Annotated in this window: 22 protein-coding genes; 5 read left to right on the forward strand and 17 right to left on the reverse strand. The window is 62.1% G+C overall.

The genetic code is table 11. From position 1 onward, the window contains the following. Window positions 1-19: 19 nt before the first annotated feature. Genes AB7783_RS15355 through AB7783_RS15365 form a run of 3 tightly spaced genes read right to left on the reverse strand, consistent with a single transcriptional unit; the run spans window position 20 to window position 4592 of the window. Entirely contained in the window at window positions 20-1456 is a 1437-nt protein-coding gene (locus AB7783_RS15355; RefSeq protein ID WP_441278120.1) for a glutamine synthetase family protein, read from the reverse strand. 31 nt (window positions 1457-1487) lie between these two features. Next, complete coding sequence (locus AB7783_RS15360) at window positions 1488-2855, reverse strand: aromatic ring-hydroxylating dioxygenase subunit alpha (RefSeq protein ID WP_068735228.1); 1368 nt, start codon at window positions 2853-2855, stop codon at window positions 1488-1490. 36 nt (window positions 2856-2891) lie between these two features. After that, window positions 2892-4592, reverse strand: coding sequence for an amidohydrolase (locus tag AB7783_RS15365; protein ID WP_441278121.1), 1701 nt, complete (start codon window positions 4590-4592; stop codon window positions 2892-2894). Between the two features lie 243 nt (window positions 4593-4835). On the opposite strand from AB7783_RS15365, the gene AB7783_RS15370 reads away from it, so the two are divergent. The 3 genes from AB7783_RS15370 to AB7783_RS15380 all read left to right on the forward strand — a co-directional run bounded on the left by AB7783_RS15370 (window position 4836) and on the right by AB7783_RS15380 (window position 7349). Further along, the gene (locus tag AB7783_RS15370) at window positions 4836-6056 is read left to right on the forward strand and encodes an NAD(P)/FAD-dependent oxidoreductase (RefSeq protein ID WP_093756771.1); all 1221 of its coding nucleotides are present in this window, start codon (window positions 4836-4838) and stop codon (window positions 6054-6056) included. A gap of 16 nt (window positions 6057-6072) precedes the next feature. Continuing rightward, complete coding sequence (locus tag AB7783_RS15375) at window positions 6073-6858, forward strand: IclR family transcriptional regulator domain-containing protein (protein WP_439062816.1); 786 nt, start codon at window positions 6073-6075, stop codon at window positions 6856-6858. Window positions 6859-7001: 143 nt separating this feature from the next. Continuing rightward, window positions 7002-7349 carry a 5-carboxymethyl-2-hydroxymuconate Delta-isomerase gene (locus AB7783_RS15380; RefSeq protein ID WP_231079748.1) on the forward strand — a complete coding sequence of 116 codons (348 nt, stop codon included), beginning with the start codon at window positions 7002-7004 and terminating at the stop codon, window positions 7347-7349. Between the two features lie 276 nt (window positions 7350-7625). On the opposite strand, the gene AB7783_RS15385 is transcribed toward AB7783_RS15380, so the two are convergent. The 10 genes from AB7783_RS15385 to phnG all read right to left on the reverse strand — a co-directional run bounded on the left by AB7783_RS15385 (window position 7626) and on the right by phnG (window position 15150). Further along, window positions 7626-7925 carry an HU family DNA-binding protein gene (locus tag AB7783_RS15385; RefSeq protein ID WP_068735221.1) on the reverse strand — a complete coding sequence of 100 codons (300 nt, stop codon included), beginning with the start codon at window positions 7923-7925 and terminating at the stop codon, window positions 7626-7628. A 252-nt stretch (window positions 7926-8177) separates the two neighbouring features. Beyond that, window positions 8178-8798: a pyridoxamine 5'-phosphate oxidase family protein gene (locus AB7783_RS15390; protein WP_068735219.1), complete on the reverse strand. Its 621-nt coding sequence runs from the start codon at window positions 8796-8798 to the stop codon at window positions 8178-8180. Between the two features lie 22 nt (window positions 8799-8820). After that, a complete protein-coding gene (gene phnN / locus AB7783_RS15395) occupies window positions 8821-9399 on the reverse strand; it encodes a phosphonate metabolism protein/1,5-bisphosphokinase (PRPP-forming) PhnN (RefSeq protein WP_441278122.1) in 579 nt (192 codons plus the stop codon). After that, the gene (locus tag AB7783_RS15400; RefSeq protein WP_093756775.1) at window positions 9396-10550 is read right to left on the reverse strand and encodes an alpha-D-ribose 1-methylphosphonate 5-triphosphate diphosphatase; all 1155 of its coding nucleotides are present in this window, start codon (window positions 10548-10550) and stop codon (window positions 9396-9398) included. Before AB7783_RS15400 ends, phnN begins: the two co-directional genes overlap by 4 nt. An 11-nt stretch (window positions 10551-10561) precedes the next feature. After that, window positions 10562-11263 (reverse strand): phosphonate C-P lyase system protein PhnL, encoded by a 702-nt coding sequence (gene phnL, locus AB7783_RS15405; protein WP_441278123.1) that lies wholly within the window; start codon window positions 11261-11263, stop codon window positions 10562-10564. Window positions 11264-11270: 7 nt separating this feature from the next. After that, window positions 11271-12095, reverse strand: a complete 825-nt coding sequence (phnK, locus tag AB7783_RS15410) for a phosphonate C-P lyase system protein PhnK (protein WP_441278124.1) — start codon at window positions 12093-12095, stop codon at window positions 11271-11273. Next, window positions 12088-12972 carry an alpha-D-ribose 1-methylphosphonate 5-phosphate C-P-lyase PhnJ gene (locus tag AB7783_RS15415; RefSeq protein WP_441278125.1) on the reverse strand — a complete coding sequence of 295 codons (885 nt, stop codon included), beginning with the start codon at window positions 12970-12972 and terminating at the stop codon, window positions 12088-12090. The genes phnK and AB7783_RS15415 overlap by 8 nt, the downstream gene beginning before the upstream one ends. Continuing rightward, window positions 12969-14075 carry a carbon-phosphorus lyase complex subunit PhnI gene (locus AB7783_RS15420; RefSeq protein WP_441278126.1) on the reverse strand — a complete coding sequence of 369 codons (1107 nt, stop codon included), beginning with the start codon at window positions 14073-14075 and terminating at the stop codon, window positions 12969-12971. Before AB7783_RS15420 ends, AB7783_RS15415 begins: the two co-directional genes overlap by 4 nt. A gap of 2 nt (window positions 14076-14077) precedes the next feature. Then, the gene (gene phnH, locus AB7783_RS15425; protein WP_441230373.1) at window positions 14078-14686 is read right to left on the reverse strand and encodes a phosphonate C-P lyase system protein PhnH; all 609 of its coding nucleotides are present in this window, start codon (window positions 14684-14686) and stop codon (window positions 14078-14080) included. 2 nt (window positions 14687-14688) lie between these two features. Next, window positions 14689-15150 carry a phosphonate C-P lyase system protein PhnG gene (gene phnG, locus AB7783_RS15430; RefSeq protein ID WP_439077982.1) on the reverse strand — a complete coding sequence of 154 codons (462 nt, stop codon included), beginning with the start codon at window positions 15148-15150 and terminating at the stop codon, window positions 14689-14691. Window positions 15151-15275: 125 nt separating this feature from the next. On the opposite strand from phnG, the gene phnF reads away from it, so the two are divergent. Continuing rightward, window positions 15276-16010 carry a phosphonate metabolism transcriptional regulator PhnF gene (gene phnF, locus AB7783_RS15435; RefSeq protein ID WP_441278127.1) on the forward strand — a complete coding sequence of 245 codons (735 nt, stop codon included), beginning with the start codon at window positions 15276-15278 and terminating at the stop codon, window positions 16008-16010. Here the strand turns inward: phnF and AB7783_RS15440 are convergent, their stop codons facing one another. The 3 genes from AB7783_RS15440 to AB7783_RS15450 all read right to left on the reverse strand — a co-directional run bounded on the left by AB7783_RS15440 (window position 16011) and on the right by AB7783_RS15450 (window position 19956). Then, window positions 16011-16478: a nuclear transport factor 2 family protein gene (locus AB7783_RS15440; protein ID WP_315843247.1), complete on the reverse strand. Its 468-nt coding sequence runs from the start codon at window positions 16476-16478 to the stop codon at window positions 16011-16013. 82 nt (window positions 16479-16560) lie between these two features. Next, window positions 16561-17007, reverse strand: a complete 447-nt coding sequence (ybgC, locus tag AB7783_RS15445) for a tol-pal system-associated acyl-CoA thioesterase (protein ID WP_231079739.1) — start codon at window positions 17005-17007, stop codon at window positions 16561-16563. Window positions 17008-17172: 165 nt separating this feature from the next. After that, window positions 17173-19956, reverse strand: a complete 2784-nt coding sequence (locus tag AB7783_RS15450; RefSeq protein WP_441278128.1) for a UPF0182 family membrane protein — start codon at window positions 19954-19956, stop codon at window positions 17173-17175. Between the two features lie 137 nt (window positions 19957-20093). On the opposite strand from AB7783_RS15450, the gene rocD reads away from it, so the two are divergent. Beyond that, the gene (rocD, locus tag AB7783_RS15455; RefSeq protein ID WP_441278129.1) at window positions 20094-21311 is read left to right on the forward strand and encodes an ornithine--oxo-acid transaminase; all 1218 of its coding nucleotides are present in this window, start codon (window positions 20094-20096) and stop codon (window positions 21309-21311) included. A gap of 213 nt (window positions 21312-21524) precedes the next feature. Here the strand turns inward: rocD and AB7783_RS15460 are convergent, their stop codons facing one another. Beyond that, on the reverse strand, window positions 21525-21935 hold the full coding sequence (locus AB7783_RS15460) for an NUDIX hydrolase (protein WP_441278130.1): 411 nt from the start codon (window positions 21933-21935) through the stop codon (window positions 21525-21527). Between the last annotated feature and the right edge of the window lie 3 nt (window positions 21936-21938).

A 21938-nucleotide genomic window follows, 5' to 3' on the forward strand; every position in this document is an offset into this window, starting at 1 on the left:
AGCGCGCCGAAATGACGCGTCAGAACATCTCGAAGTATTCGCGCTGCTCCCAGTCGGAGACTTCCGCCTGGAAGCGATCGATCTCGGCATTCTTGATATGCGTATAATAGTCAACCATCGTCGCGCCCATCTTCTCGCGGAAGAAAGGATCTTCCTTGAGCGCGAAGGTCGCCTCGCGCAGCGACTTTGGCAGCAGATCGGCATTGGTCTCGTAAGGCGTGTCGGCTGATGGCCCCGGATCGAGCTTGCGATCGACGCCGTCGAGACCCGAGAGGATCTGTGACGACATATAGAGATAGGGATTAGCGGCGGGCTCGCCGACGCGATTTTCGATACGCGTCGCGGAATCGCCGGCACCGCCGAGGACGCGCAGCATCGCGCCGCGATTGTCGCGGCCCCAGATTGCACGATCCGGCGCCAGCGAATAGGAGCGATAGCGCTTGTAGCCGTTGATGGTCGGTGTCGTGAATACGGTCGCCGCGCGCGCATGCGTAAGAAGCCCCGCGAGATAGCCCTGCCCGAATGAGGACAGCGGCCGCGTGCCCTCGGTCGGCATGAACGCGTTTGCGCCGGTTGCACGCGATACGATCGACTGATGCAAATGCCAGCCAGACGACACGACGTTCGGAATCTTCGGCCGGCACATGAAGGTGGCGTGATAGCCGTGGCGATGCGCAATCTGCTTCACGGCGCTGCGGAACAGCACCATGCTGTCGGCCGGCGTCAGTCCCACCGTCGGCGCAAAGGTGAATTCGCACTGGCTCGGGCCGTATTCGACCTCCACCGAACGTAATGGGAGACCAAGCGCGATCACATCACGCCGGATGATTTCGAGCACCGGCTCCATCTGGTCGTAGCGCTGTTCGGTGAGATAGTTGTAGCCGTGCGAGAGAAGACTGACCTCCGGCGGATTGCCGGGCTGGCCGGCATCCTCCGGCTTCATGCGGTTGTTCTCGACGTTGAAGATATGAAATTCGACTTCAAGACCGGCGACGAAATCGTAACCACGGCTGCCGAGATCGCCGAGCACCTTCTTGTAGAGATTGCGCGTCGCGAACGGCACCGGGCGGCCATCGGCGAAATGCACGTCGCACAGCACCCAGCCGGTTTCCGGCGCCCATGGCAGGATCCGGAACGTGGTCGGATCCGGGATCATCAACACGTCGGCCGCGCCCTGCATTTCGGGAATGCCGAAGCCGCCGCCGGCGGTGAACACCGGAAACACCGTCTTGTGCGACGTGTCCTTGGCGAACATGGTCGTGGTGATCGAGCAGCCGCTTTCGAGACAGCGCAATGCCTCGCTGGCGATCAGCGTCTTGCCGCGCAGGATGCCGTGCTGATCCGGAAACGACAGCCGGATCACTTCGAGCTTGTGCTCTTCGACCATGCTGCGCAGCCGGACGGCTGCTTCCTTTTGCTCCGCGGACCACAAACCGTGACGTTCAACGAAACTCAACGCACTCTCCCGCGGCTGTTCTGATCGATCTTCACTCTGCCGCCGGCAGATGGATGACATTGGACCCCGGCTCGGTCTGGTCGGCCGGAGCGGCTGCCATCCATGGCGCACCGCGACGACGGGCGACGTCGACTTCCATCCAGTAGGTTTCCCAGCCCTTGGTCGGCCCGATGCCGTCCATGGTGCCCGGGCCCTGAATGCTGCGCGCGGTGTCCGCATCGAGAGACATCATCGGCCGCTGGCCGCCGGCAACCTTCTCGATCTCCGCACGCAGCAGCTTGCGATAGGCGATGATCGCCTTGTCGCTGGAGCCGAGATGCTCGCGGGTTCGGTCCTGGATCTTGCCCATCGATTCCACTGCCCACTGGTCGTGGACATTGATGTCGGCGCCCATGCCGGTATAGGTCTCGTGCTTCTGCTCGTGCGGATTGAAGCCGTAGTCGTTGGTCTTGTTCTTGCGCGAGGTGTAGTTCGGCAGCTCGTAAAGTTCGAGCCGCTGGTCGGTCATCTTCTTCTTGTCGACCGGCGTCGTGTAGCTGGTGAAGATCGCATACCAATAGCAGTTCTCGTCATCCACCGGCACGTGCCACTGGGTGATCGTCATCTCCGTGCTCATGGGGATGACAAAACCATGCGGGAATAGCTGGTTGGTGACGCGCACATGGGTACGCTCGTCGTCGAGCTCGCGCAGCGCAATCAGACGCAGACCGTATTCGGTGCTTTCGACATTGATGATCGGGCGATCATATTCGCGTAGGATCTTGGTCATCGGCAGTTCGGTGCCGGCGGATGCGCCGCGGAACTGCTTGCCGTAAGATGCCTTGACGTCCTCGTCCTCGAAGAAGCGGTGCAGGAACGAGGCGTGCGCAGGATCGATGCCGACTTCCAGCGCCTGCAGCCAGTTGCATTCGAACAGGCCCTTGAAAGCGAAAGTGTACTGACCGGGTGCCGCGAAACAGTCGATTTCCGGGAATGCCGGCGGCTCGCCCTCGCCCAGATAGGCCCAGAGAATGCCGCCCTTCTCGACCACGGGATATGCGCGCTGCTTGATGCCGGCGCAGAGCTTGGAGGTCTTCGGCTCGGCCGGTGTCTCCAGGCACTTGCCCTCGACGTCGAACAGCCAGCCATGAAACGCACAGCGCACGCCGCCGCCTTCGAGCCGGCCGAACGCCAGGTCGGCGCCGCGATGCGGGCAGTCGCGGTCGAGCAGGCCATAGCGGCCCTGCTCGTCGCGGAACAGGACGAAGTCTTCGCCGAGCAATTTGACCGGACGGATCGGACGATCCCCTTCGAGCTCATCGACCAGCGCCGCCGGCTGCCAGTACTGGCGCATCAGCTTGCCCGCCGGCGCCTTGGGCCCGATGCGAGTGATCAGATCGTTCTGCTCTTGGCTCATCATGGCAAAATGTCCTTTATAACTCTGGCGATGCGCCGCTTATCGCTGAAATACAATCTTGCCGCCGACCATCGTCATATCGGCGGTGATGTCCTTGATCTGCTCGTCCGGCACCGTCATGAAGTCGGCGGAGAGCACCACGAGGTCGGCCAGCTTGCCGGCCTCCAGCGTCCCCTTCCGCGTTTCCTCAAACATGTAGCGCGATGCCGCGCTAGTATAGAGGCGAAGCGCCTGTTCGCGCCCGATCGCTTCGGATGCGCCGTAGACCTGGCCGGCCGGGTCCTTCCGCGTCACCATGATATACATCGTGAGGAACGGGTTCAGCGGATTGACCGGGAAATCGGTGCCGGCGCCGAGATTCTCCAGTCCCATTTTCTCGATTAAAGTGCGCGTCGGGACCGCACGATCCGCGGTCGGCCTGCCGAGGAAACGCGCGACCGTCGCCGCCTTGTCCCACATGAAGGCGTTCTGGAAATCGATCCGCGCCCCGACGCGGCGTGCCCGCTCCATCTGTTCGGGGCGGATCAGGCTGGCATGGATCAAAACGAAGCGGCGATCCTTGATCGACTTTTCCTTGTCGGCGGCTTCGAACGCATCCAACACTTGATCGACGCCGAGGTCGCCAACGACGTGAACGCCGACCCGCCAGCCGCGAAGGTTGGCGATCGACACCAGCTGCTTCAGCCGCTCGGGCGTGACCTGCGCGATTCCATGATAATCGTCATGGGAGTCCGGATAGGCCTCGCGCATCATGGCCGTCTTCAGGGTCATGCCGCCGTCGTAGAAAATCTTGATGCCGCCGAGCTTCAGCCAATCGTCGCCGAAGCCCGAAGTGGCGCCGTTGCCGCTCATGATGGCGTCCCAACCGGCGGAGTCCGCGGGCGGCTCCGGTCGAAACATCGTTCCGACCCGCACTGTCGCATCGCCGGCCAGAGCGAGCTTCTGCAGAATCTGCGTGTCGCGCGCGCTTGTCGCCCCCTCGACGACGCTGGTGATACCGAGGCGGTTGAGCGCGGCCTCGGCGAGACGATATTGCCGCAACTCCTCGTCTTCGGTGTAGGGCGGCACGATGTTCTCGACCAGCGGGATCGCCGTCTCGACGAGCACGCCATTGATGTCGCCGCTCGCGTCCCGCTCGAACGCGCCGCCGGCTGGATCCGGCGTACTCTTGCCGATGCCCGCCTTCTGCAACGCCAGCGAATTGGCCATCGAAAAATGACCGACGGTCCGCAGATAGACCGGATTGTTGGGGGACACGCTGTCGAGTTCCTGGCGGGTCAGGTAGCGCTTTTCCGCCAGCTGCGACGGCGGATGCCAGCCGCCGGTCGTGATCCACGCGCCGGGCTGCTTCTTCGCAACGAACGCCCGAATGAGATCGAGGGCGCCGGCCACGTCCTTGGCGCCGCCGAGATTGACCACATAGTCGCCGAGCCCGGCCGCCTTGAAATGCGCGTGGGTGTCGATCAGGCCGGGGACAACCGACTTGCCGGCGAGATCGATGACCCGGGTCTGCGGACCGGCCAGCGGCTTGATTGCGGCGTCACTGCCGACCGCGAGGATCTTGCCGTCGCGGATGGCCAGCGCTTGCGCGATCGTCGATTGGCCGTCGAGGGTGAGGATCTTGCCGCCCGTCAGGACGACCTGGGGCGCGCTCGGGTCAGATTGCTGCGCCACCGCCGGCAAGACGGAGGCGCCAATTGCAATGGCTCCTGCAATCAGACATTTCGCACCCAGATGCATCTCGCCGCTCCATCAACAATGTTCAATAGACGAACGAATGTGCGAATATTATCGTTAGACTAATTCCAGGCAAGCAGAATTTTGCAGCAGGATTTGCCGCGTCACTGAGCAAATGCAGCAATTCGCGCCTAAAGCATCACCTTGCGCGGAGCGAACACTTGTTCAATATACGGACGTAATTCGGGAGTTGATGATGTCGAAGACTTTGAATTCGCGTACGGATCGGACCCAGGGAGCGCGCTCGTGAGCGGCCTCGTGATCATCGGCGCCTCTTACGCGGGCGTCCAGGCCGGCATCAGCGCGCGCGAGAAGGGCTATCAGGCGCCCATCCGCATCGTCGCCGATGAAATCCATCTGCCCTATCAGCGACCGCCGCTGTCCAAGGCATTTCTGTCCGGCGACGTCGCGCACAACAGTCTTTTCCTCCGCGGCGAGGACTATTTCAAGACCCAGGGCATCGAACTGGTGCTCGGCCATCGCGCCATCGGGCTCGATCGCGCGGCCGGCCGGATCGCACTGGACGGCGGCGACAGCCTGCCGTTCGATCAGCTCGTCATCGCCACCGGCTCACGGGCGCGACGGCTCAGCGTGCCCGGCCATGAGCGCGACGGCATCGTCTATCTGCGCACCCTCGATGACGCGCTGCATCTCAAGCCGCGGCTCGAAGCAGCCAACGATGTTGTCATCGTCGGCGGCGGCTTCATCGGCCTCGAAGTGGCATCGACTGCCGCCAAGGCCGGCAAGAAGGTGACGCTGATCGAGGCGCAGTCGCGCCTGCTGGAGCGCGCGGTATCGCCGCTGATCTCGCAATTCCTTCTGGATAGCCATCGCTCCCATGGCCTCGACATCCGCTTCAACGAATCCGTCATTGCCATCGAAGGCAACAGCGCCGTGCATGAGGTCGTCTGCTCCAGCGGCCTGCGGGTGCGCGCCGACCTGATCGTCGCCGGCATTGGCGGCATCGCCAATGACGAGCTGGCCGCTCAGGCGGATATCACCTGCACCAATGGCATCGATGTCGACGAACATGGCCTGACCAGCGCGCCGAACATCTATGCCGCCGGCGACGTCAGCAATCACCACAACGGCTTCGCCGGCCGCCGCGTCAGGCTGGAAGCCGTGCAGAACGCCACCGATCAGGGCAAGGCTGTGGGCGCGATGATCGCCGGCAGACCCGAAGCCTATGACGCAGTGCCGCGTTTCTGGTCGGATCAATATGACGCCAAACTGCAGATCGTCGGCCTCTCCGCGCCGACCGATAGCGCGGTGATCCGCGGGTCGATGGATGATGGCAAGTTCTCGGTGTTTTATTATCGCGACGGCAAGCTCACGGCCGTCGACAGTATCAACCGGCCCGGCGACCAGATGATCGCGCGTCGCCTGATCACCGCGTCACTGTCGCCGACACCAGAACAGGCCGCCGACCTGTCATTCGATCTGAAAAAATTCGAAGCAGGCAAATAGGGCGGACCCACGGCTTATGCCCAAGATCAAGCGCCCCGACGACGAACGCGGCAATACCGACTTCATCGAGAGCCTCGATCGCGGCTTGCGCGTGTTCGAACTGTTCGGCACACAATCCCGCCCGATGACACTGAGCGATGTCGCCAAGGCCGCCGAGCTGCCGCGTGCCACTGCGCGCCGCATCCTGTTTACGCTGGAACGCAAAGGCTATGTGACCAGCGACGGCAAGCTGTTCGCGCTGTCACCGCGCGTCCTGGCGCTGGCCGGCTCATACATGACGTCCAATCAGGTCGTCACCATCCTGCAGCCGGTGCTCGACAGCATTTCCAGCGACGCGCAGGAGATTTCTTCACTCGCCGTGCTCGAGGGCCACGAGGTGATCTTCGTCGCGCGCGCCAGCCCGGCGCGCGTGTTCTCTGCCGGCATCGATCTCGGCTATCGGCTGCCCGCCTTCTGCTCGTCGGTGGGCCGCGCCATGTTGGGCAAGTATTCCAACGACGACCTCACCGCGACGCTGGATGCCATGGACCTCGTGGCAATGACGCCGTTCACGGTCATCGACAAGGAACTGCTGAAGGCCACCATCATCACCGACCGCGAGAAAGGCTATTCGCTGGTCGACCGCGAGGCCGAACCGGGCTTCCGCTCAATCTCCGTGCCCGTGCGGCGCTACGATGGCGCCATCGTCGCCGCCATCAATATGGGCGCCCATGTGGACCGCGTCTCCACCGGGGAAATGATCGACCGCTTCCTGCCGCTGCTGCGCGATGCCGCGGATTCGGTGAAGCCGCTGCTTCTTTAACGCTGTCCCCTCATCCTGAGGAGCGGCCACTTGGCCGCGTCTCGAAGGATGAGGAGCCCTACACTCATGGTTCGAGACGGCGCCAAGTGGCGCCTCCTCACCATGAGGTCCGAGATTGAACACGCACCAGGAATTGTCGTCTCATGCCCCATATCGTCATCGAACATTCCACCGACGGCCATGGCGACGCGTTCGACATCGCCAGCCTGATGCAGGCGTTGCACAATGCCGGCGCCGCCACCGGGGTAATGAAGGCTGCCGACATCAAGGTGCGCGCGATCCCGTATGCGCATCACCTGATGGCCGGCCGGGCCGAAGGCTTCTGCCACCTGTCGGTCTCGATGCTGGAGGGCCGCACACCCGAGCAGAAAGTCGCCGTGAGCGAGGCGTTGCGCGCGGCAATGGTTTTGCTGCTGCCGCACACCAAAAGCCTCAGCGTCGATATCAGGGATATGGACGCGGTCGCCTACAAGAAGCGCGTGAACGATTAGAGCCGCGCTAACTGCCTTCTCCCCGCCTGCGGGGAGAAGGTGGCGTCGCGAAGCGACGACGGATGAGGGGGAGCCTCCGCAGGCGCGGAGCGAATGGAGAGCCCCCTCACCCGACTTCCACGCGCTTCGCGCGTTGCAGTCGACCTCTCCCCGCAAGCGGGGAGAGGTAAGGCACTCCCCCAAACGAAAACGGCGCGGCATCCCCAGGGAATGCCGCGCCGTCCTCAATTCTGGTCGGCTGCGGTCACCTCATGGGCGACCGCGCCGAGGGTCCGCTTAGACCGCGTCCTTCGCAGCCTTGACCGGGCGGGCGCGCACGATCTTGCGGGCCGGCTTGGCCTTGAAGGTCATGGCTTCGCCGGTGAAGGGGTTGGTGCCCTTGCGTGCCTTGGTGGCAGGCTTCTTGATGACGACGAACTTGGCGAAGCCGGGAACGAGGAACACGCCGCTCTTCTTCAGCTCTTTATAGCCGAGGGTCGCCATGGTCTCGATAACGCCCTTGACGTCCTTCTTCGAGAGCTCAGTGGTCTCAGCGATTTTCTCGATGAGCTGCGACTTCGTCATTTGGTCTGCCATTTTGCACCTTTTGGTTTGCCGTGATTCGGTGAGACAGACACTATGAGGAATTACGGGAAAAAACCCGTGCTCAATGAAATTTTCACAGATTTTGCCGGGAAAAATGATGTTTTTTGACCATCAAACCCCGATTCGACTTGTACGGCAGGGTTTCAGGACCCTCGCAAGCGCAAAATACTTAGATTAAGGGGCCTACGGAGTCGCGGCAGGCGACAGAAACGCACTGCAAAAATCACCCCCAGATTCGCCCCCTCACCACATGGTCTGGCGCGCCCTTTCCGGCCATTGCCGATCGTATTCCGGACCGCCGACCCGGCGCTCGCTCATCTCCGCCAGGATCTCGCCGGGCGTCGGCAGGGTCTTCGGATCGACGCGTTTATCAGGGTTCCAGAGATCGGACCGCACGATGGCGCGGGCGCATTGGAAATAGATCTCTCCGACCGTCATCACGATAACCGTGCGGGGAGCCTTCTCTGTCACCGCAAAGGATTCAAGCAATGCGGGATCCGCCGACAGATGCGCCTCTCCATTGATGCGCAGCGTCGTGCCCGAGCCCGGGATCAGGAACAGCAGCGCGATCCGCGGATCACGCACGATGTTGCGCAGGCTGTCGACGCGGTTGTTACCGCGGCGGTCGGGCATCATCAGGGTCTTCTCATCATGGATGCGAACGAAGCCCGGCAGGTCGCCGCGCGGCGAGCAATCCAGCCCCTCGGGGCCGGTGGTCGCCAGCGCCGCGAAGGGCGACACTTCGATCAGCCGGCGATATTGCGCCGTCACACAGTCCGCGACCTTGGCGGTGGAGGCTTCGCCAATGTCATCGAAACGACCGTAGATCTGTTCGAGCTGTTCGATCGTTCCTATGACTGACATGACCGCCCTCCCGTTCGCCTGACTATTGGCCTCTGATGATCCGGATCAGATCGCCGGCGTGCTCTTCCGCCGCACCGACATTATTGATCGTGACGTCCGCACCTGATGTCTCGACGCTGCGCTTGAGCCGATCGCCGATCGGCCCATCGCTTGAGCGTCCCCGCGCCGCAAGTCGCGCCGCAAGCACGTCCGGCGGCGCCGTGATCGACACGACGACGACATCTTCATAAGCGGCACGTAGCGCCGGGATCACCGTCCGTGAGATATTGGCAACGACATTGCGGCCGGCGCGAAGCGCATCATCGATCGAGCGCGGAAGTGCATAAGAAAGACCATGCGCTTCCCAGTGGACGGCGAAGGCGCCGCTGGCCTGTGCCTGACGGAACGCCTCCGGCGTGACCTGCGCATTATTCTCGAATTCCGACGCCTCGCGCGTCACCACGCGGCGCGTGAACACCACATTGTCGTCATCCGCGCAGGCGGCCTGCGCCAGACCGATCAGCGTATCCTTGCCGGCACCCGACGGGCCGACCACCAGCACCAACCGGCCGGGGCCGATCCGGCCTGCTTGCGCTTCGGATATCGCCGCGGTGTCGGTCATGCCACCCGATGTCCTTCGCGCCAGACATTGCGCACCACCGGTACCTCATGCGCCACATGGACGCGGATCACGTCGGCGCGCTTGCCGACCGCAATCTCGCCGCGGTCCATGAGCCCGACGGCTTCCGCGGGCCGCTTGGTCACGGTTCGGATCGCGCTCGCCAGATCTATCGAGGGTACCTTGCTCGAGAGCTGCAGGGCTCCCATCAGAAGGCTCGACGGCACATAGTCCGACGACAGAATATCCAGCATGCCTTCGCGGGCGAGATCGATCGCCGCGATATTGCCGGAATGCGAACCGTTGCGGACGACATTCGGCGCCCCCATCAGGATGCCGATGCCAGCCTTGTGCAGGCCTTGGGCCGCTTCCAGCGTCGTCGGGAATTCGGCCACCGAGACCTTGTCTCCAACGGCTTCGGTCACGTTGTCTTCCGTCGTGTCGTCATGGCTCGCCAGCGGAATATTGCGCCCGTGAGCCAGCGCCACGATCGCCCGCATATTGCCTGCCGCATATTGCTGCTGGCAAGCCAGGCGTTGCGCGAACATCACATCGAGCTCGGCATCGGACTTGCCGCCCTTGCCGCGATAGTATGTGCGCAGCTTTTCTTCGTCGCGGAACTGGCGCTGCCCGGGCGTATGATCCATCAGCGACATCAGCCGGACGTTCGGCTTCGCCAAGAGTGCCTTCGCTTCCTCGACCACGGTCGGCATCGGAATCTCGCAGCGCAGATGCAGGAAGTGATCGACCCGCAGGAGACTGGCTTCGCCGGCAGAGGCAATCGAATCCACCAGCAAGCCGGCGTAGCTGTCGATGCCCTGGCTTGAGTCCTCGCAGCCGACCCGCACCGAGTCGAGCACCGTGGTGATGCCGGACGTGGCAAGTTGACCGTCATAGGAGACGACGGCAGCGATGGGATCCCAGAACACCTTTGGCCGCGGCATGAAATGGGCTTCGAGATGATCGGTGTGCAATTCGATCAGGCCGGGCATAATCAGATCGCCGCGCGCATCGTCGCTACCGCGTGGCGCATCACCCTCGCCGAATTCGGCGATGCGTCCACCAGCGAAGGCGATCCAGCCCTTGTCGATGACGCGGTCGGCAAGAACGATCCTGGCGTTGCCGATGACGGTTTCGGTCGATGATGCGGTCATGGTTCTCTTTCTCAGGCAGCAGCAGCGGCGAAGGATGCGACGTCCACCAGCCGATCGGCGATCAAGTGCCGCACTTCGTCGTCATGCACAATGGCAACCATGGCGACGCCGGCACGTTTTTTCTCGGCGACCAGTTCAACGACCACGGCTCGGTTGGCGGCATCGAGCGACGCGGTCGGTTCGTCCAGCAACAGGATCGGCAGATCGGAGATAAAGCCACGCGCGATATTCACGCGTTGCTGCTCACCGCCGGAAAAGGTCGAGGGCGGCAGCTTCCACAGCCGCTCCGGAATGTTGAGGCGCTTAAGCAATGCACCGGCACGCGCACGCGCCTCCTCGCGCGTTATGCCAGCAGCGAGCAGCGGCTCGGCCACGACATCGATGGCGGCGACACGCGGCACCGCGCGCAGGAACTGGCTGACATAGCCGATGGTGTCACGGCGCACACCCAGGATCTCGCGCGGCTCGGCGGTGGCGATATCGATGACGTCACCGTTGTGGCGCACGCCGATGGTGCCGCCATCGCAGCGATAATTGCCGAAGATCATCTTCAGGATCGACGACTTGCCGGCCCCCGACGGACCGGACAACACGACGCATTCGCCGGGTGCCACATGGAACGAGACGTTGCGCACCACCGGCAGGCGAATGCCGTCCTGCAGATGCATCACGAAGGTCTTTTCGGCGTTGCGGATATCGATCATCGGAATCATGTTGACCTCACGCCGGCAGGATCGAGGAAACGAGCAGTTGCGTATAGGGCTCGCGGGGGTCGTCAAGCACCTGATCGGTGAGCCCCGTCTCGATCACGCGACCGCCCTGCATCACCATGACGCGATGTGACAGCAACCGCGCCACTGCGAGATCATGCGTTACAACGATCGCGCTAAGGCCAAGCTCGCTGACCAGCGTACGCATCATGTCCAGCAAACGGGCCTGCACCGATACGTCGAGACCGCCGGTCGGTTCGTCCATGAAGACGAGACGCGGTTCAGTGACGAGATTGCGCGCGATCTGCAACCGCTGCCGCATGCCGCCGGAATAGGTCCGCGGCGCATCGTCGATACGCTCGGGCGAAATCTCGACGCGCTTGAGCCACGAGGTCGCGGTATCACGAATCTTGCCGTAGTGGTTCTGACCGACGGCCATCAACCGCTCGCCGACATTGGCGCCGGCCGAGACGGCCATGCGCAAACCCATCGCCGGATCCTGATGCACGAAGCCCCAATCGGTGCGGAACAGAAAGCGGCGCTCGGCTTCGCCCATCGCCGCGAGATCGCGGGTCACGCCGTCGCGCATCCGGTAGGAGACGCTGCCGGTGGTCGGCGCTAACTGGGCGGAGAGGATCTGCAGCAGTGTCGATTTGCCGGACCCGGACTCGCCGACGATAGCCAGCACCTCGCCGGAATAGAGTTCGAAGGACACGTCGCGGCATGCCGCAAGACGGCCATAAGATTTTCCCAGGTTTGCCGCAACGAGCAACGGCTCGTCACTCGCAGCCGCGCGCGCCCCCGGTGCAGTTGAATTCACTGTCGCATCAAGCATTTGCGCTCTCCGCATAAGGCGCAGCGTTCTCGCTGCCGCGATGCCCTTGTGATTGCCGCGTTTCGCAATAGTCGGTGTCGGAGCAGACGAACATCCGGCTGCCCTTGTTATCGGTGACGATCTCGTCGAGATAGGAATCCTCGGCGTTGCACAGCGCGCAGCAGGCCTTATGCTTGTAGGGCTCGAATGGATGATCCTCGAAATCCAGCGACACCACCGATGTGTAAGGCGGGATCGCATAGATCCGCTTCTCGCGGCCGGCACCGAACAGCTGCAGCGCCGCGCAATTGTCCATCTTCGGATTGTCGAATTTCGGCGTCGGCGACGGGTCCATCACGTAACGCGCATTGACCTTGACCGGATAGGCATAGGACGTGGCGATATGGCCGAAGCGAGCGATGTCTTCATACAGCTTTACATGCATCAAGCCGTATTCGGCGAGCGCATGCATACGCCGCGTCTCTGTCTCGCGTGGCTCGAGGAAGCGCAGCGGCTCGGGGATCGGCACCTGATAGACCAGCACCTGATGCGCCTGCAGCGTCGCTTCGGGAATGCGATGCCGTGTCTGGATCACAGTCGCATGGCCCGTGCTCGTGGTCACGGCAACGCCGGCAGTTTTCTCGAAGAATTTACGGATCGAGATCGCGTTGGTGGTGTCGTCAGAGCCCTGGTCGATCACCTTGAGTTTGTCGACAGGGCCGAGAATCGCCGCCGTGACCTGCACGCCGCCGGTGCCCCAGCCATAGGGCATCGGCATTTCCCTGCTGGCGAACGGCACCTGATAGCCGGGGATCGCGATCGCCTTGAGAATGGCGCGGCGGATCATCCGCTTGGTCTGCTCGTCCAGATAGGCGAAGTTATATGTCGGCGCGTTCATTCCGCGGCCTCCTGAAGAGCAACGAGCGTCTCGTTGGCGTCGGCGAATTCCTTGCGCAGCTTGCGGAGCAAGCCAAGCTCAGACTGGAAGTCGACATAATGCGGCAGCTTCAGATGCTCGACGAAGCCGGTCGCCTGCACATTGTCGGAATGCGACATGACGAATTCCTCGTCCTGTGCCGGCGCCTTGATGTCCTCGCCGAGTTCGCGTGCACGCAGCGTGCGATCGACCAGCGCCATCGACATCACCTTGCGCTCAGACTGGCCGAAGGCGAGACCGTAACCGCGGGTAAAGCAAGGCGCCTCGGTATCCGAGCCCTTGAACTGATTGACCATCTGGCACTCGGTCAGCGTGATCGACCCCAGCGGCACCGCGAAGCCAACATCCTCGGCCATGAATTCAACCTCGACCTCGCCGAGGCGGATTTCACCGGCGAAAGGATGGTTGCGGCCATAGCCGCGCTGCGACGAGTAACCAAGCGACAGAAGAAACCCTTCATCGGCCCGCGCCAGATTCTGCAGCCGCAGATCGCGATCTGCCGGGAAGCTCAGCGCATCGCGAGTGAGATCGCCGACCGGCTTCTCGGGATCTTCCGCAGGCGACGTTTCGATCAGGCCATCGCGGCCGAGAATGTCCGTTACGCGCGGCATCACGCCCGGCTCTGCATCGGTCATGACGGGCTGCTCGGGCGAGGACTCGCCGGTCAATACCGGATCGAGCAGACGATGCGTATAGTCGAAGGTCGGGCCGAGCACCTGGCCGCCCGGCATGTCCTTGAAGGTCGAGGAGACGCGGCGGCGCACCTGCATCTGCGACGTATCGACGGGCTCACTCGAACCGAACCGCGGCAGCGTCGCGCGGAAGGCGCGCAGCAGGAAGATCGCCTCGATCATGTCGCCGCGTGCCTGCTTGATGGCCAGCGCCGCGAGCTCGCGATCATAGAGCGAGCCTTCGGTCATCACGCGATCGACGGCGAGGCCGAGCTGATTGGAGATCTGCGCCAGCGATATTTCCGGCACGTCGCGATCGCCGCGGCGTTCATGAGCCAGCAGACGATGTGCATTCTCGATGGCGCGTTCGCCACCCTTGACGGCGACATACATGCTCAGCCCTCCTTCGCGACAAGACGCGTGGTACGCGGCAGCGCGACGATGGATTCGCCGGAGACCAGCACGAGATCGATGCCGCGGGGAAACAGCGAGGCATTCAGCGCGAGACGATCCAGCAGATCCGGCACACCGATCGCAGCACGCAGGATGGTGGCACCATCGATACCCGGACCGCGCAATTCATAGGTCGGGCCTTCAGTCAGGCTCGCCACCTGCAGAACGATCGTGGTGGAGCGATCCGGATATTCGCCGGTGCCGAAGGCGAAGTGCTCGAAGGACGGCAGCGCGGCAGCATCAGCCACCACGGCGAAGGCACACACGGCGGGATCGGCGATGACCGGCGCGCTGGTGTGAAACTTGATCCACTTGGCAACATCCATCGTCGCCGCCAACTTGGCATCGAGCCACACCGGCGTATCCTGATCGAACAGCGTCAGCGCGATGGCCGCCGCGCCGCGCATCATCGGCGCAGGCACGCCCGAAACAGCCTGAATGCGCTGCACGGTACCCGGACGCGCCATCGCATCCATCACCGAACGGAAGGTCGATTGCGCTGCAAGCACCTTATCCGCGAAGCCGGCCGGCATTTCCGCAACTGTCGTCATGATCAGCCCTCCCCGCGCACAAGCGTGTAGAAATCGACTTTGGTCGCCGCGGTCTCCGCAGCCTTGCGCTTGCTATCGGCGACGACGCGCGCGCGCAGCGGCGTGAGCACCTTGGTCTCGACAGCATCTGAAAATTCACTGGTCTGGATGAGTGCATCGCAGAGTGCGATCAGGTGCGCCTTCGCGCCGTCACGACCCAGTGTGTAGCCGAAGCCGACCTCACCGCTGGCAAGCCGTACAGCGGCACGCGACACGGTCGCTTCGCCGAGATTGAATGGCGCGCCATCGCCGCCGATCCGGCCGCGCAGCATCACCAGGCCGTTCTCCGGCTGACGCAGATGTTCATGGGCGGGAACAGCCACTGCATCGAGATAACCGGCGATATCCGCCGTGGCGCAGTGCCCAAGCACCCCCATCGCCTCACGGCGCCGGGCCTGCTGGTGGTTCAGGGAGGATGAAGTCATGTCACCGTCGCTCGACAAGTTGTATGATTTACTAGACAACTTTATAGGCGGAGGCAATGACCGTTTCGTGACAGCGGCACGATTTTTCGCTAATGCGTGGTCGACATCATTCCGGGACCGATTTTGTGACCATTCAGGACAAGCCAACAGGCGTGGCACTTTGGCGGCATGTGGCCGACGGCATCGAGCGCGGCATTGCAGATGGCCGCTATGGTGCTGGCGAAAAGCTGCCCGGCGAGACTGAACTGGCTGACATCTACCGCGTCAATCGCCACACCGTGCGCCGCGCCCTCGCGACCCTGGCCGAACGCGGCCTGGTGCGCGCCGAGCGCGGCAGCGGCACCTATGTGGAATCGCCAAAGCTTGCATATCCCCTGCGATCACGCACGCGCTTCTCGGAAATTGCCGGTGCCGGCGGGCGCGAGCCGCAAGCGCAATTGATCGGAGCCTGGGACGATGTGGCAACACGCGATCTCGCAAGGCAGCTTGGCCTCAAAGCCGGCGCTCCGCTGATCCGCATTGAAGCCTTGCGGTTGGCGGACAAGACGCCGATCTGCGTCGGCACCAACTGGCTGTCGGCCGAACGCTTTCCCAATTTCGGCAAGGTCTATGAGCGCGTGCGCTCGATGACCAAGGCCCTGGCGCATTACGGCATCAAGGACTATCGCCGCGCCTCGACGAAGGTCACCGCGGGGATCATCGACGCGACCGATGCGACACGGCTTGGTGTCGCCCTCGGGCGTCCGATCTTGATTGTCGATTCCATCGATGTGGATGCCGACGGCACGCCGCTCAGCGCTACGCATTCGCGCTTCGTCGCCGAGCGCGTCGAATTCGTGGTCGATAGCGGTTCGCTTTAGTTAGAACGGGTCGGTGCCGAGACCCGGCACATCGGCCGGACGCGGCCCCGGCGCCGGCCACAGGAAACGGCGATCCTTCTCAGCAATGGCCACATCGTTGATGCTCGCCTCGCGGCGGCGCATCAGGCCGGCCTCGTCAAACTCCCATTGCTCATTGCCATAGGAGCGATGCCAGTTGCCGGCGTCATCGTGCCATTCATATTGAAAGCGCACGGCAATGTGATTGCCGTCGAACGCCCACAAATCCTTGATCAGCCGATATTCGTGCTCCTTCGCCCATTTACGGGTGAGGAATTCGACGATCGCCGGGCGCCCCTGAAAGAACTCGCCGCGATTGCGCCAGGTCGAGTCCTCGGTATAGGCGAGCGACACTTTCACCGGATCGCGTGAATTCCAGGCGTCCTCGGCCATGCGGGCCTTCTGGGCGGCGGTCTCTCGGGTGAAGGGCGGAAACGGTGGACGCGACATGGGACCCTCGGCTTTGCGATGTTGCAGGGATTGTAGCCCTGCCGCATGCGGAGTCGATGCCGTTTCACCTATGGGGCGATTGCTAAATCTGATCGGCCTTCATGGCAATCCGCAGCGCTTTCGGGATCGGCTTGGCGCGGCCGCCGGAGACAAAGGCCACCTTGACCTTGGCCTCAAGCAGCAACTCATCGCCGCGGCGCACTTCCTGACCCAGCATGATCGAGGCGCCCCTCACCTCTTGTGGAACCGTGACGACGTCAAGCAGATCGTCCAGGACTGCCGGTTTTAGAAAATCAATTTTCATCGAACGAACAACGAAGGCAAAGCCGGGCGTATCCTCTCGCGCTTCTTTCAGCAGCTCTTGTTGACTCGTTCCGAGCAAACGCAAGTAATTCGTTCTGCCGCGTTCCATGAAACGCAGAAAGTTTGCGTGATAAACAATCTGGCCGGCGTCAGTATCTTCGAAATAAACGCGGACCCGCATATGATGACGACCGTCGCGAATTTCGCCATCAAGAGAGGCTGTCACAGGGAGATTCCTCTTATCACACTCCGGGGAGTAATCGTCTTGCACGGAGGCACCTTCCTCAGCAAGCGACAATCGCTTTGGGCTTGAACCTTGCTTGGGATGCACCTGGAATCTTGGTTGCGGGAACGCGCACCTCTTTGTCGAATGACAATCAGCCGGCGTTGGTCAGTGTCCGGCCGATTCCCGGCTCATTTTCTCCAAAAGACCGCGCATCGCGTCGATCTGCGTGCCGAAGCCTGCCCAATCCCCAGACCTCAACAGCTTCATTGCCTCGTTATAGCGATCAAGCGCCTCCTGCGCCCTATTTTCCGCAGGGCTCGCACGTGGCATTTCCGTCGCAGCACCCAGCGATGTCGGCGACGCGTTAGTTTCGATGAAGAGCGCGGACAAGGCCTCGGCAAGCGTCTCTTTCATGACGACATGCTCGCCGTAGGCGGCGATCACGCGCTTGAGTTCCGGCAAGTGTCCGTGGACCGCGCGCAGGTACAGCGGCGACACGTACAGGATCGAATTCTCGATCGGGATCACCAGCAGGTTTCCGCGGATCACCCGTGAACCCATCTGGTTCCACAACGATATTTGCTGGGAGATCTCCGTGTTCTGATGAATGCGCGCCTCGATCTGGAACGGTCCGTAGACGAGCTTCTCCTTGGGAAATTCGTAGACGATCAATTTTCCATAGTCAGGAGCGTCGCAGCGCGCTGCCAGCCATGCGATCATATTGTCGCGTCGGCTTGGCACCATGGGGATCATGATAAAGAACTCGGCCTGGGTTTCTCCGGGCAGCCGCATCACAATGTAGTAAGGGACCATCGGCGCGACGCCATCGCTGGCCGGCTGGCGCGGAAACTGCCAAAGATCCTCCCGGTTATAGAAAACGTCGGCAGATGCCATGTGATAGGTCTGGTAAAGCTGCGCCTGAATCAGGAAGAGGTCCTCGGGATAGCGAATGTGCTTTTGCAGATCGGACGGCATTGCCGCAAACGACTTGAAAAGCCCCGGAAAGATTCGCTGGTAGGTGGCCGCGATCGGGTCCGCCTGGTCCATCAGATAAAAGTCGACACTGCCGTTATAGGCGTCGACGACGGCCTTCACGGAATTGCGGATGTAGTTCAGATTGCGGCCGGGCGCAGGCTGCGCAGAGGGGAAATAGTTACTGGTTGTATAGGCGTCCTGGATCCAGAACATCCGCCCCTCGCTGATGACCAGATAGGGATCGTGGTCGAGGCTGAGGAACGGGGCGATCGTGCGTAGCCGTTCCCCGATATTGCGCCGGATCATGATCCGGCTGTGGTCGGTGATGTAGCTGGAGAGCAGCAGGTTCATGTCGTTGAAGTGGTGAGCGAAGATGATTTTTCGCACCATACCCGTCAGCGGTACGCCACCGGCACCGTCGTAGACCGTGTATGCGTTTTCACTCCCCTTCGGATAGTCGAATTCCGGCGTGGTCGTCCTGACGACTACGTAGTTGCTCTCCTCTTGTCCATAATAAATGCGCGGTTCGCGGATTTCGGGGCCGCCGTCCGCAACGGGAGGAATATCCCGCAGGTAAAGCAGCGGGAGCCCTTCAGCGCTCTTGTGCATTACCGGGCTCATCACCGCTCCATTGCCATGGGTGAACAGCAGGTGGAGGTTGACCCACGTCTGGGCGTTCGGCGGCAGCAGTGAGGATCTGAGCTCGCGTGCCGAGAGCATCACGCTCTGGTAGGTGCCGCGAAGCCAGTAGCGGTCGACATCCAGGTCACTTAATTTGTAATAGGTGCGTATCTCCTGCAGCTGGGCGTAGGTATCCGCCAGCGGCTGCCCGTCCCACAATCTGATGTTCTCGATGGTCGCCTTGTTGGCCTCGAGTGTCGCGAAGGTAAGGTCCTGTTCGGCAGGAAAGGGCTTGGCGGCGATCTTGTCGAGATTATAGGCTTCCCTGGTCAGGCGGATGCTGCGTTCGATGTAGGGCCGCTCCAGTTCCAGTTCGTTTGGTTTCACGTACAACCGCTGAAACAGCATCGGGATCACGCCGGACAGCAGGAAAGCGCCCCCGAAGACGAGCAACGTCGCGGCAGTGGGGAGCCAGTAGGTACGCGCCCACAGGTTCGCCCACGCGGCGCATGCCGCAACGATCGACAGCCCGATCAGCAACCAGAGAACGGGTAGCTGAACGTGGACATCGGTGTAGCTCGCGCCAACCACTACGCCATTGTCTCCGTAGAGGAGCAAATAACGGTCGAGTCCGTAGGACCATGCCTTCACCACAAAGAGCAAGCCGAGCAGCGCCGAGCCGTGAGCAACCGCTGGCGGTGATATCGACCACCGCTGGACCTGGTATTCGATCTGACCATGCAGCCAATAGATCACTGCGGCGAGAAGTGCGCTCATGAACAGCGTTAGCAATGCCCAATTCTTGATGCCGATATAGGCGGGCAGAGAGAACAGATAGAATCCAATATCCTTGTCATACAGCGGATCATTCGCGCCATATGGCACCTGATAGAGGAACTGCAGAATGATGCTCCAGTTGCCGACCTCCTCCCATGCAACAAGCAGAGCGAGGAATCCGGCGCCGCCAGCGATGGCAAGGCGCCATGGCAACCGATCGCGCATGAATTCGAACGGATCGGGCGGCACCGCGGTGGCCGCGAGCTTCCAATCGAAGTCGACGGGAAGCCGGCCTCGCCGCCGTCGGACAAGAAAAAGTGCCAGCCGGGCATTCGCCCACGCAATGACGGCAGTTGCCGCAAAGACGACGGAAAAGACTGCGGCTTTCGCGCCGATCGATGTCCAGAAAACCTGCGAATAGCCGACCGCGGAGAACCACATCCAGTCGACCAGGAAGTCGCCGACAATCGCGAGAAGGATCAGGCAAATTCCGGAGAAGATGGCAGTCACAATCACCCCGACCACGGCGTTTCGCCCTGGCGTCTTCCGTTCGGGCCCGGTAATCCCGATCGTCATGAACGGATTATAGCAGAACGGGAGAGGTGGCGGTGCCTGTCGTGAGCCCTCGCACCTGTTTTTTCTGCGTCGGCCTTCCTACATCAGAACTGAGGCGCGCATCGCCTTAGGCGCGCCCAATCGGGAGAGCGCTTGTCATGACCGATTTCGCCGGTCTTGAAGCCCGTTTTGGTGCAGGAAACTATGCACCATTGCCGGTCACGATCGTCCGCGGGGCTGGAGTCTACGTGTGGGACGAGGCTGGCAGACGCTACATCGACATGATGGGAGCGTATTCGGCGGCAAGCTTCGGCCATTGCCATCCGCGCCTCGTCAAGGCGCTGACAGAACAGGCACAGCGCCTGGACACGATCTCACGCGCTTATTTCAGCGATCGGCTGGGGCCTTTCCTCGCCAAGGCCTGTGCACTTACCGGCATGGACGCCGCGTTGCCGATGAACAGCGGCGCGGAAGCCGTCGAGACGGCGCTCAAGGCGGCACGTAAATGGGCCTACAGGGTCAAGGGAGTGCCGACTGACCGGGCCGAAATCATTGTCGCAGAAGGAAATTTCCACGGCCGCACCATCTCGATCGTCGGCTTTTCTTCGCAAGCCCAATATCGCGACGGCTTCGGGCCGTTCCCGCCTGGCTTCACATGCGTGCCGTTCGGCGATGCGCCGGCGCTCGCCGCGGCCATTACCCCTGACACCGCGGCCTTTTTGGTCGAACCAATTCAAGGCGAAGGCGGGATCAATGTGCCGCCCCCTGGATATCTCGCTGAGGTCGCGCGCATTTGCAAGGCGAACAACGTGCTGCTGCTGTGCGACGAGATCCAGAGCGGTCTGGGACGCACCGGACGTCTGCTCGCGTGTCAGCATGAAGGAGTAACACCCGACGGTCTGATGCTCGGCAAGGCGCTCGGTGGCGGGATGTTGCCGGTTTCGCTTTTCCTCGCCCGTCGCGAGGTCATGCAGGTTTTCACTCCCGGTGACCACGGCAGCACGTTCGGAGGCAACCCGATTGCATCAGCGGTTGGATTAGCCGCCCTCGACACACTGATCGACGAGCGATTGATTGAACGTGCCGCGACTGTCGGCGCGCATCTCCTCGATCGGCTCTCTGCGATCAAAAATCCGATCATTCGCGAGGTACGCGGTCGCGGCTTGTTTGCGGGGGTCGAGTTACACCGCAACATGGCAAGTGCCGGTACGGTGATCAACCGCTTGCTTCAGGCAGGAGTGCTGACCAAAGATACTCACCGGAACACGATACGCTTTGCGCCCCCCTTGATTATCGACAAGTCACAGGTGGATTGGGCCGTAGACCGATTGACCGAAGTACTGGACGAGATCGCCGCATCGACGGTTCAGGCCTAGCGGCCGCCAATGTTGGGCAAGGCTGATCCGCGCGGCGACGATTGCGCCCGAGCTTGTGCTAAGGACGAGATCAAAGCGCTCGCGAAGCCGGCGTCCGAGCACGCCTTCGATCTCTTGGCTCTTAAAAGACCCCACAAAGGCCATGGCGCCGCACCTGCATGCGATGCAGGCCGTCGGCGATGGCGCCGTCGAGATGGAAGGTCGTAGAACCGGTCATAACGAAAGGCCGTGAGCTGCGAGTGGCAGCACGTGATCACGCGTCAATGGCGCCAGGACGATAGCCTCAGGCGCAGTTGGATTGATCCAAATCGCTTCGGCGATCTCGGCCTGGGGCGCGATCGCTCCATCCACCTTCACCGCATAAACACTGGCCTGCACCTGCCATCCCGGTTCATTCGCGGCAACGCTGTTGAACTGGCCGAGCGCCTGCGCCGAGCCCGGCACCATCCGGCAGCCGAGCTCCTCGCTGATCTCGCGCTCCAGCGCGGCCAGATCGTCCTCGCCTGCATCGCGCTTGCCACCCGGCTGCATGAAGGCCTCGGTGCCACGCTTTCGCACCACCAGCATGCGCCCTGCGTCATCGCGGATCAGCGCAGCGACGACGCCGATGATCTTGTCAGTCATTGC

This window comes from Tardiphaga sp. 172_B4_N1_3, assembly GCF_052076035.1.
GTDB classification, from domain to species: Bacteria; Pseudomonadota; Alphaproteobacteria; order Rhizobiales; family Xanthobacteraceae; genus Tardiphaga; species Tardiphaga robiniae.

Coding starts and splice junctions, on each gene's coding strand:
- AB7783_RS15360 (WP_068735228.1), bottom strand. CDS start 2,855: ATGATGAGCCAAGAGCAGAACGATCTGATCACTCGCATCGGGCCCAAG.
- AB7783_RS15365 (WP_441278121.1), bottom strand. CDS start 4,592: ATGCATCTGGGTGCGAAATGTCTGATTGCAGGAGCCATTGCAATTGGC.
- AB7783_RS15375 (WP_439062816.1), top strand. CDS start 6,073: ATGCCCAAGATCAAGCGCCCCGACGACGAACGCGGCAATACCGACTTC.
- AB7783_RS15380 (WP_231079748.1), top strand. CDS start 7,002: ATGCCCCATATCGTCATCGAACATTCCACCGACGGCCATGGCGACGCG.
- AB7783_RS15385 (WP_068735221.1), bottom strand. CDS start 7,925: ATGGCAGACCAAATGACGAAGTCGCAGCTCATCGAGAAAATCGCTGAG.
- AB7783_RS15390 (WP_068735219.1), bottom strand. CDS start 8,798: ATGTCAGTCATAGGAACGATCGAACAGCTCGAACAGATCTACGGTCGT.
- phnN (WP_441278122.1), bottom strand. CDS start 9,399: ATGACCGACACCGCGGCGATATCCGAAGCGCAAGCAGGCCGGATCGGC.
- AB7783_RS15400 (WP_093756775.1), bottom strand. CDS start 10,550: ATGACCGCATCATCGACCGAAACCGTCATCGGCAACGCCAGGATCGTT.
- phnL (WP_441278123.1), bottom strand. CDS start 11,263: ATGATTCCGATGATCGATATCCGCAACGCCGAAAAGACCTTCGTGATG.
- phnK (WP_441278124.1), bottom strand. CDS start 12,095: ATGCTTGATGCGACAGTGAATTCAACTGCACCGGGGGCGCGCGCGGCT.
- AB7783_RS15415 (WP_441278125.1), bottom strand. CDS start 12,972: ATGAACGCGCCGACATATAACTTCGCCTATCTGGACGAGCAGACCAAG.
- AB7783_RS15420 (WP_441278126.1), bottom strand. CDS start 14,075: ATGTATGTCGCCGTCAAGGGTGGCGAACGCGCCATCGAGAATGCACAT.
- phnH (WP_441230373.1), bottom strand. CDS start 14,686: ATGACGACAGTTGCGGAAATGCCGGCCGGCTTCGCGGATAAGGTGCTT.
- phnG (WP_439077982.1), bottom strand. CDS start 15,150: ATGACTTCATCCTCCCTGAACCACCAGCAGGCCCGGCGCCGTGAGGCG.
- AB7783_RS15440 (WP_315843247.1), bottom strand. CDS start 16,478: ATGTCGCGTCCACCGTTTCCGCCCTTCACCCGAGAGACCGCCGCCCAG.
- AB7783_RS15450 (WP_441278128.1), bottom strand. CDS start 19,956: ATGACGATCGGGATTACCGGGCCCGAACGGAAGACGCCAGGGCGAAAC.
- rocD (WP_441278129.1), top strand. CDS start 20,094: ATGACCGATTTCGCCGGTCTTGAAGCCCGTTTTGGTGCAGGAAACTAT.
- AB7783_RS15460 (WP_441278130.1), bottom strand. CDS start 21,935: ATGACTGACAAGATCATCGGCGTCGTCGCTGCGCTGATCCGCGATGAC.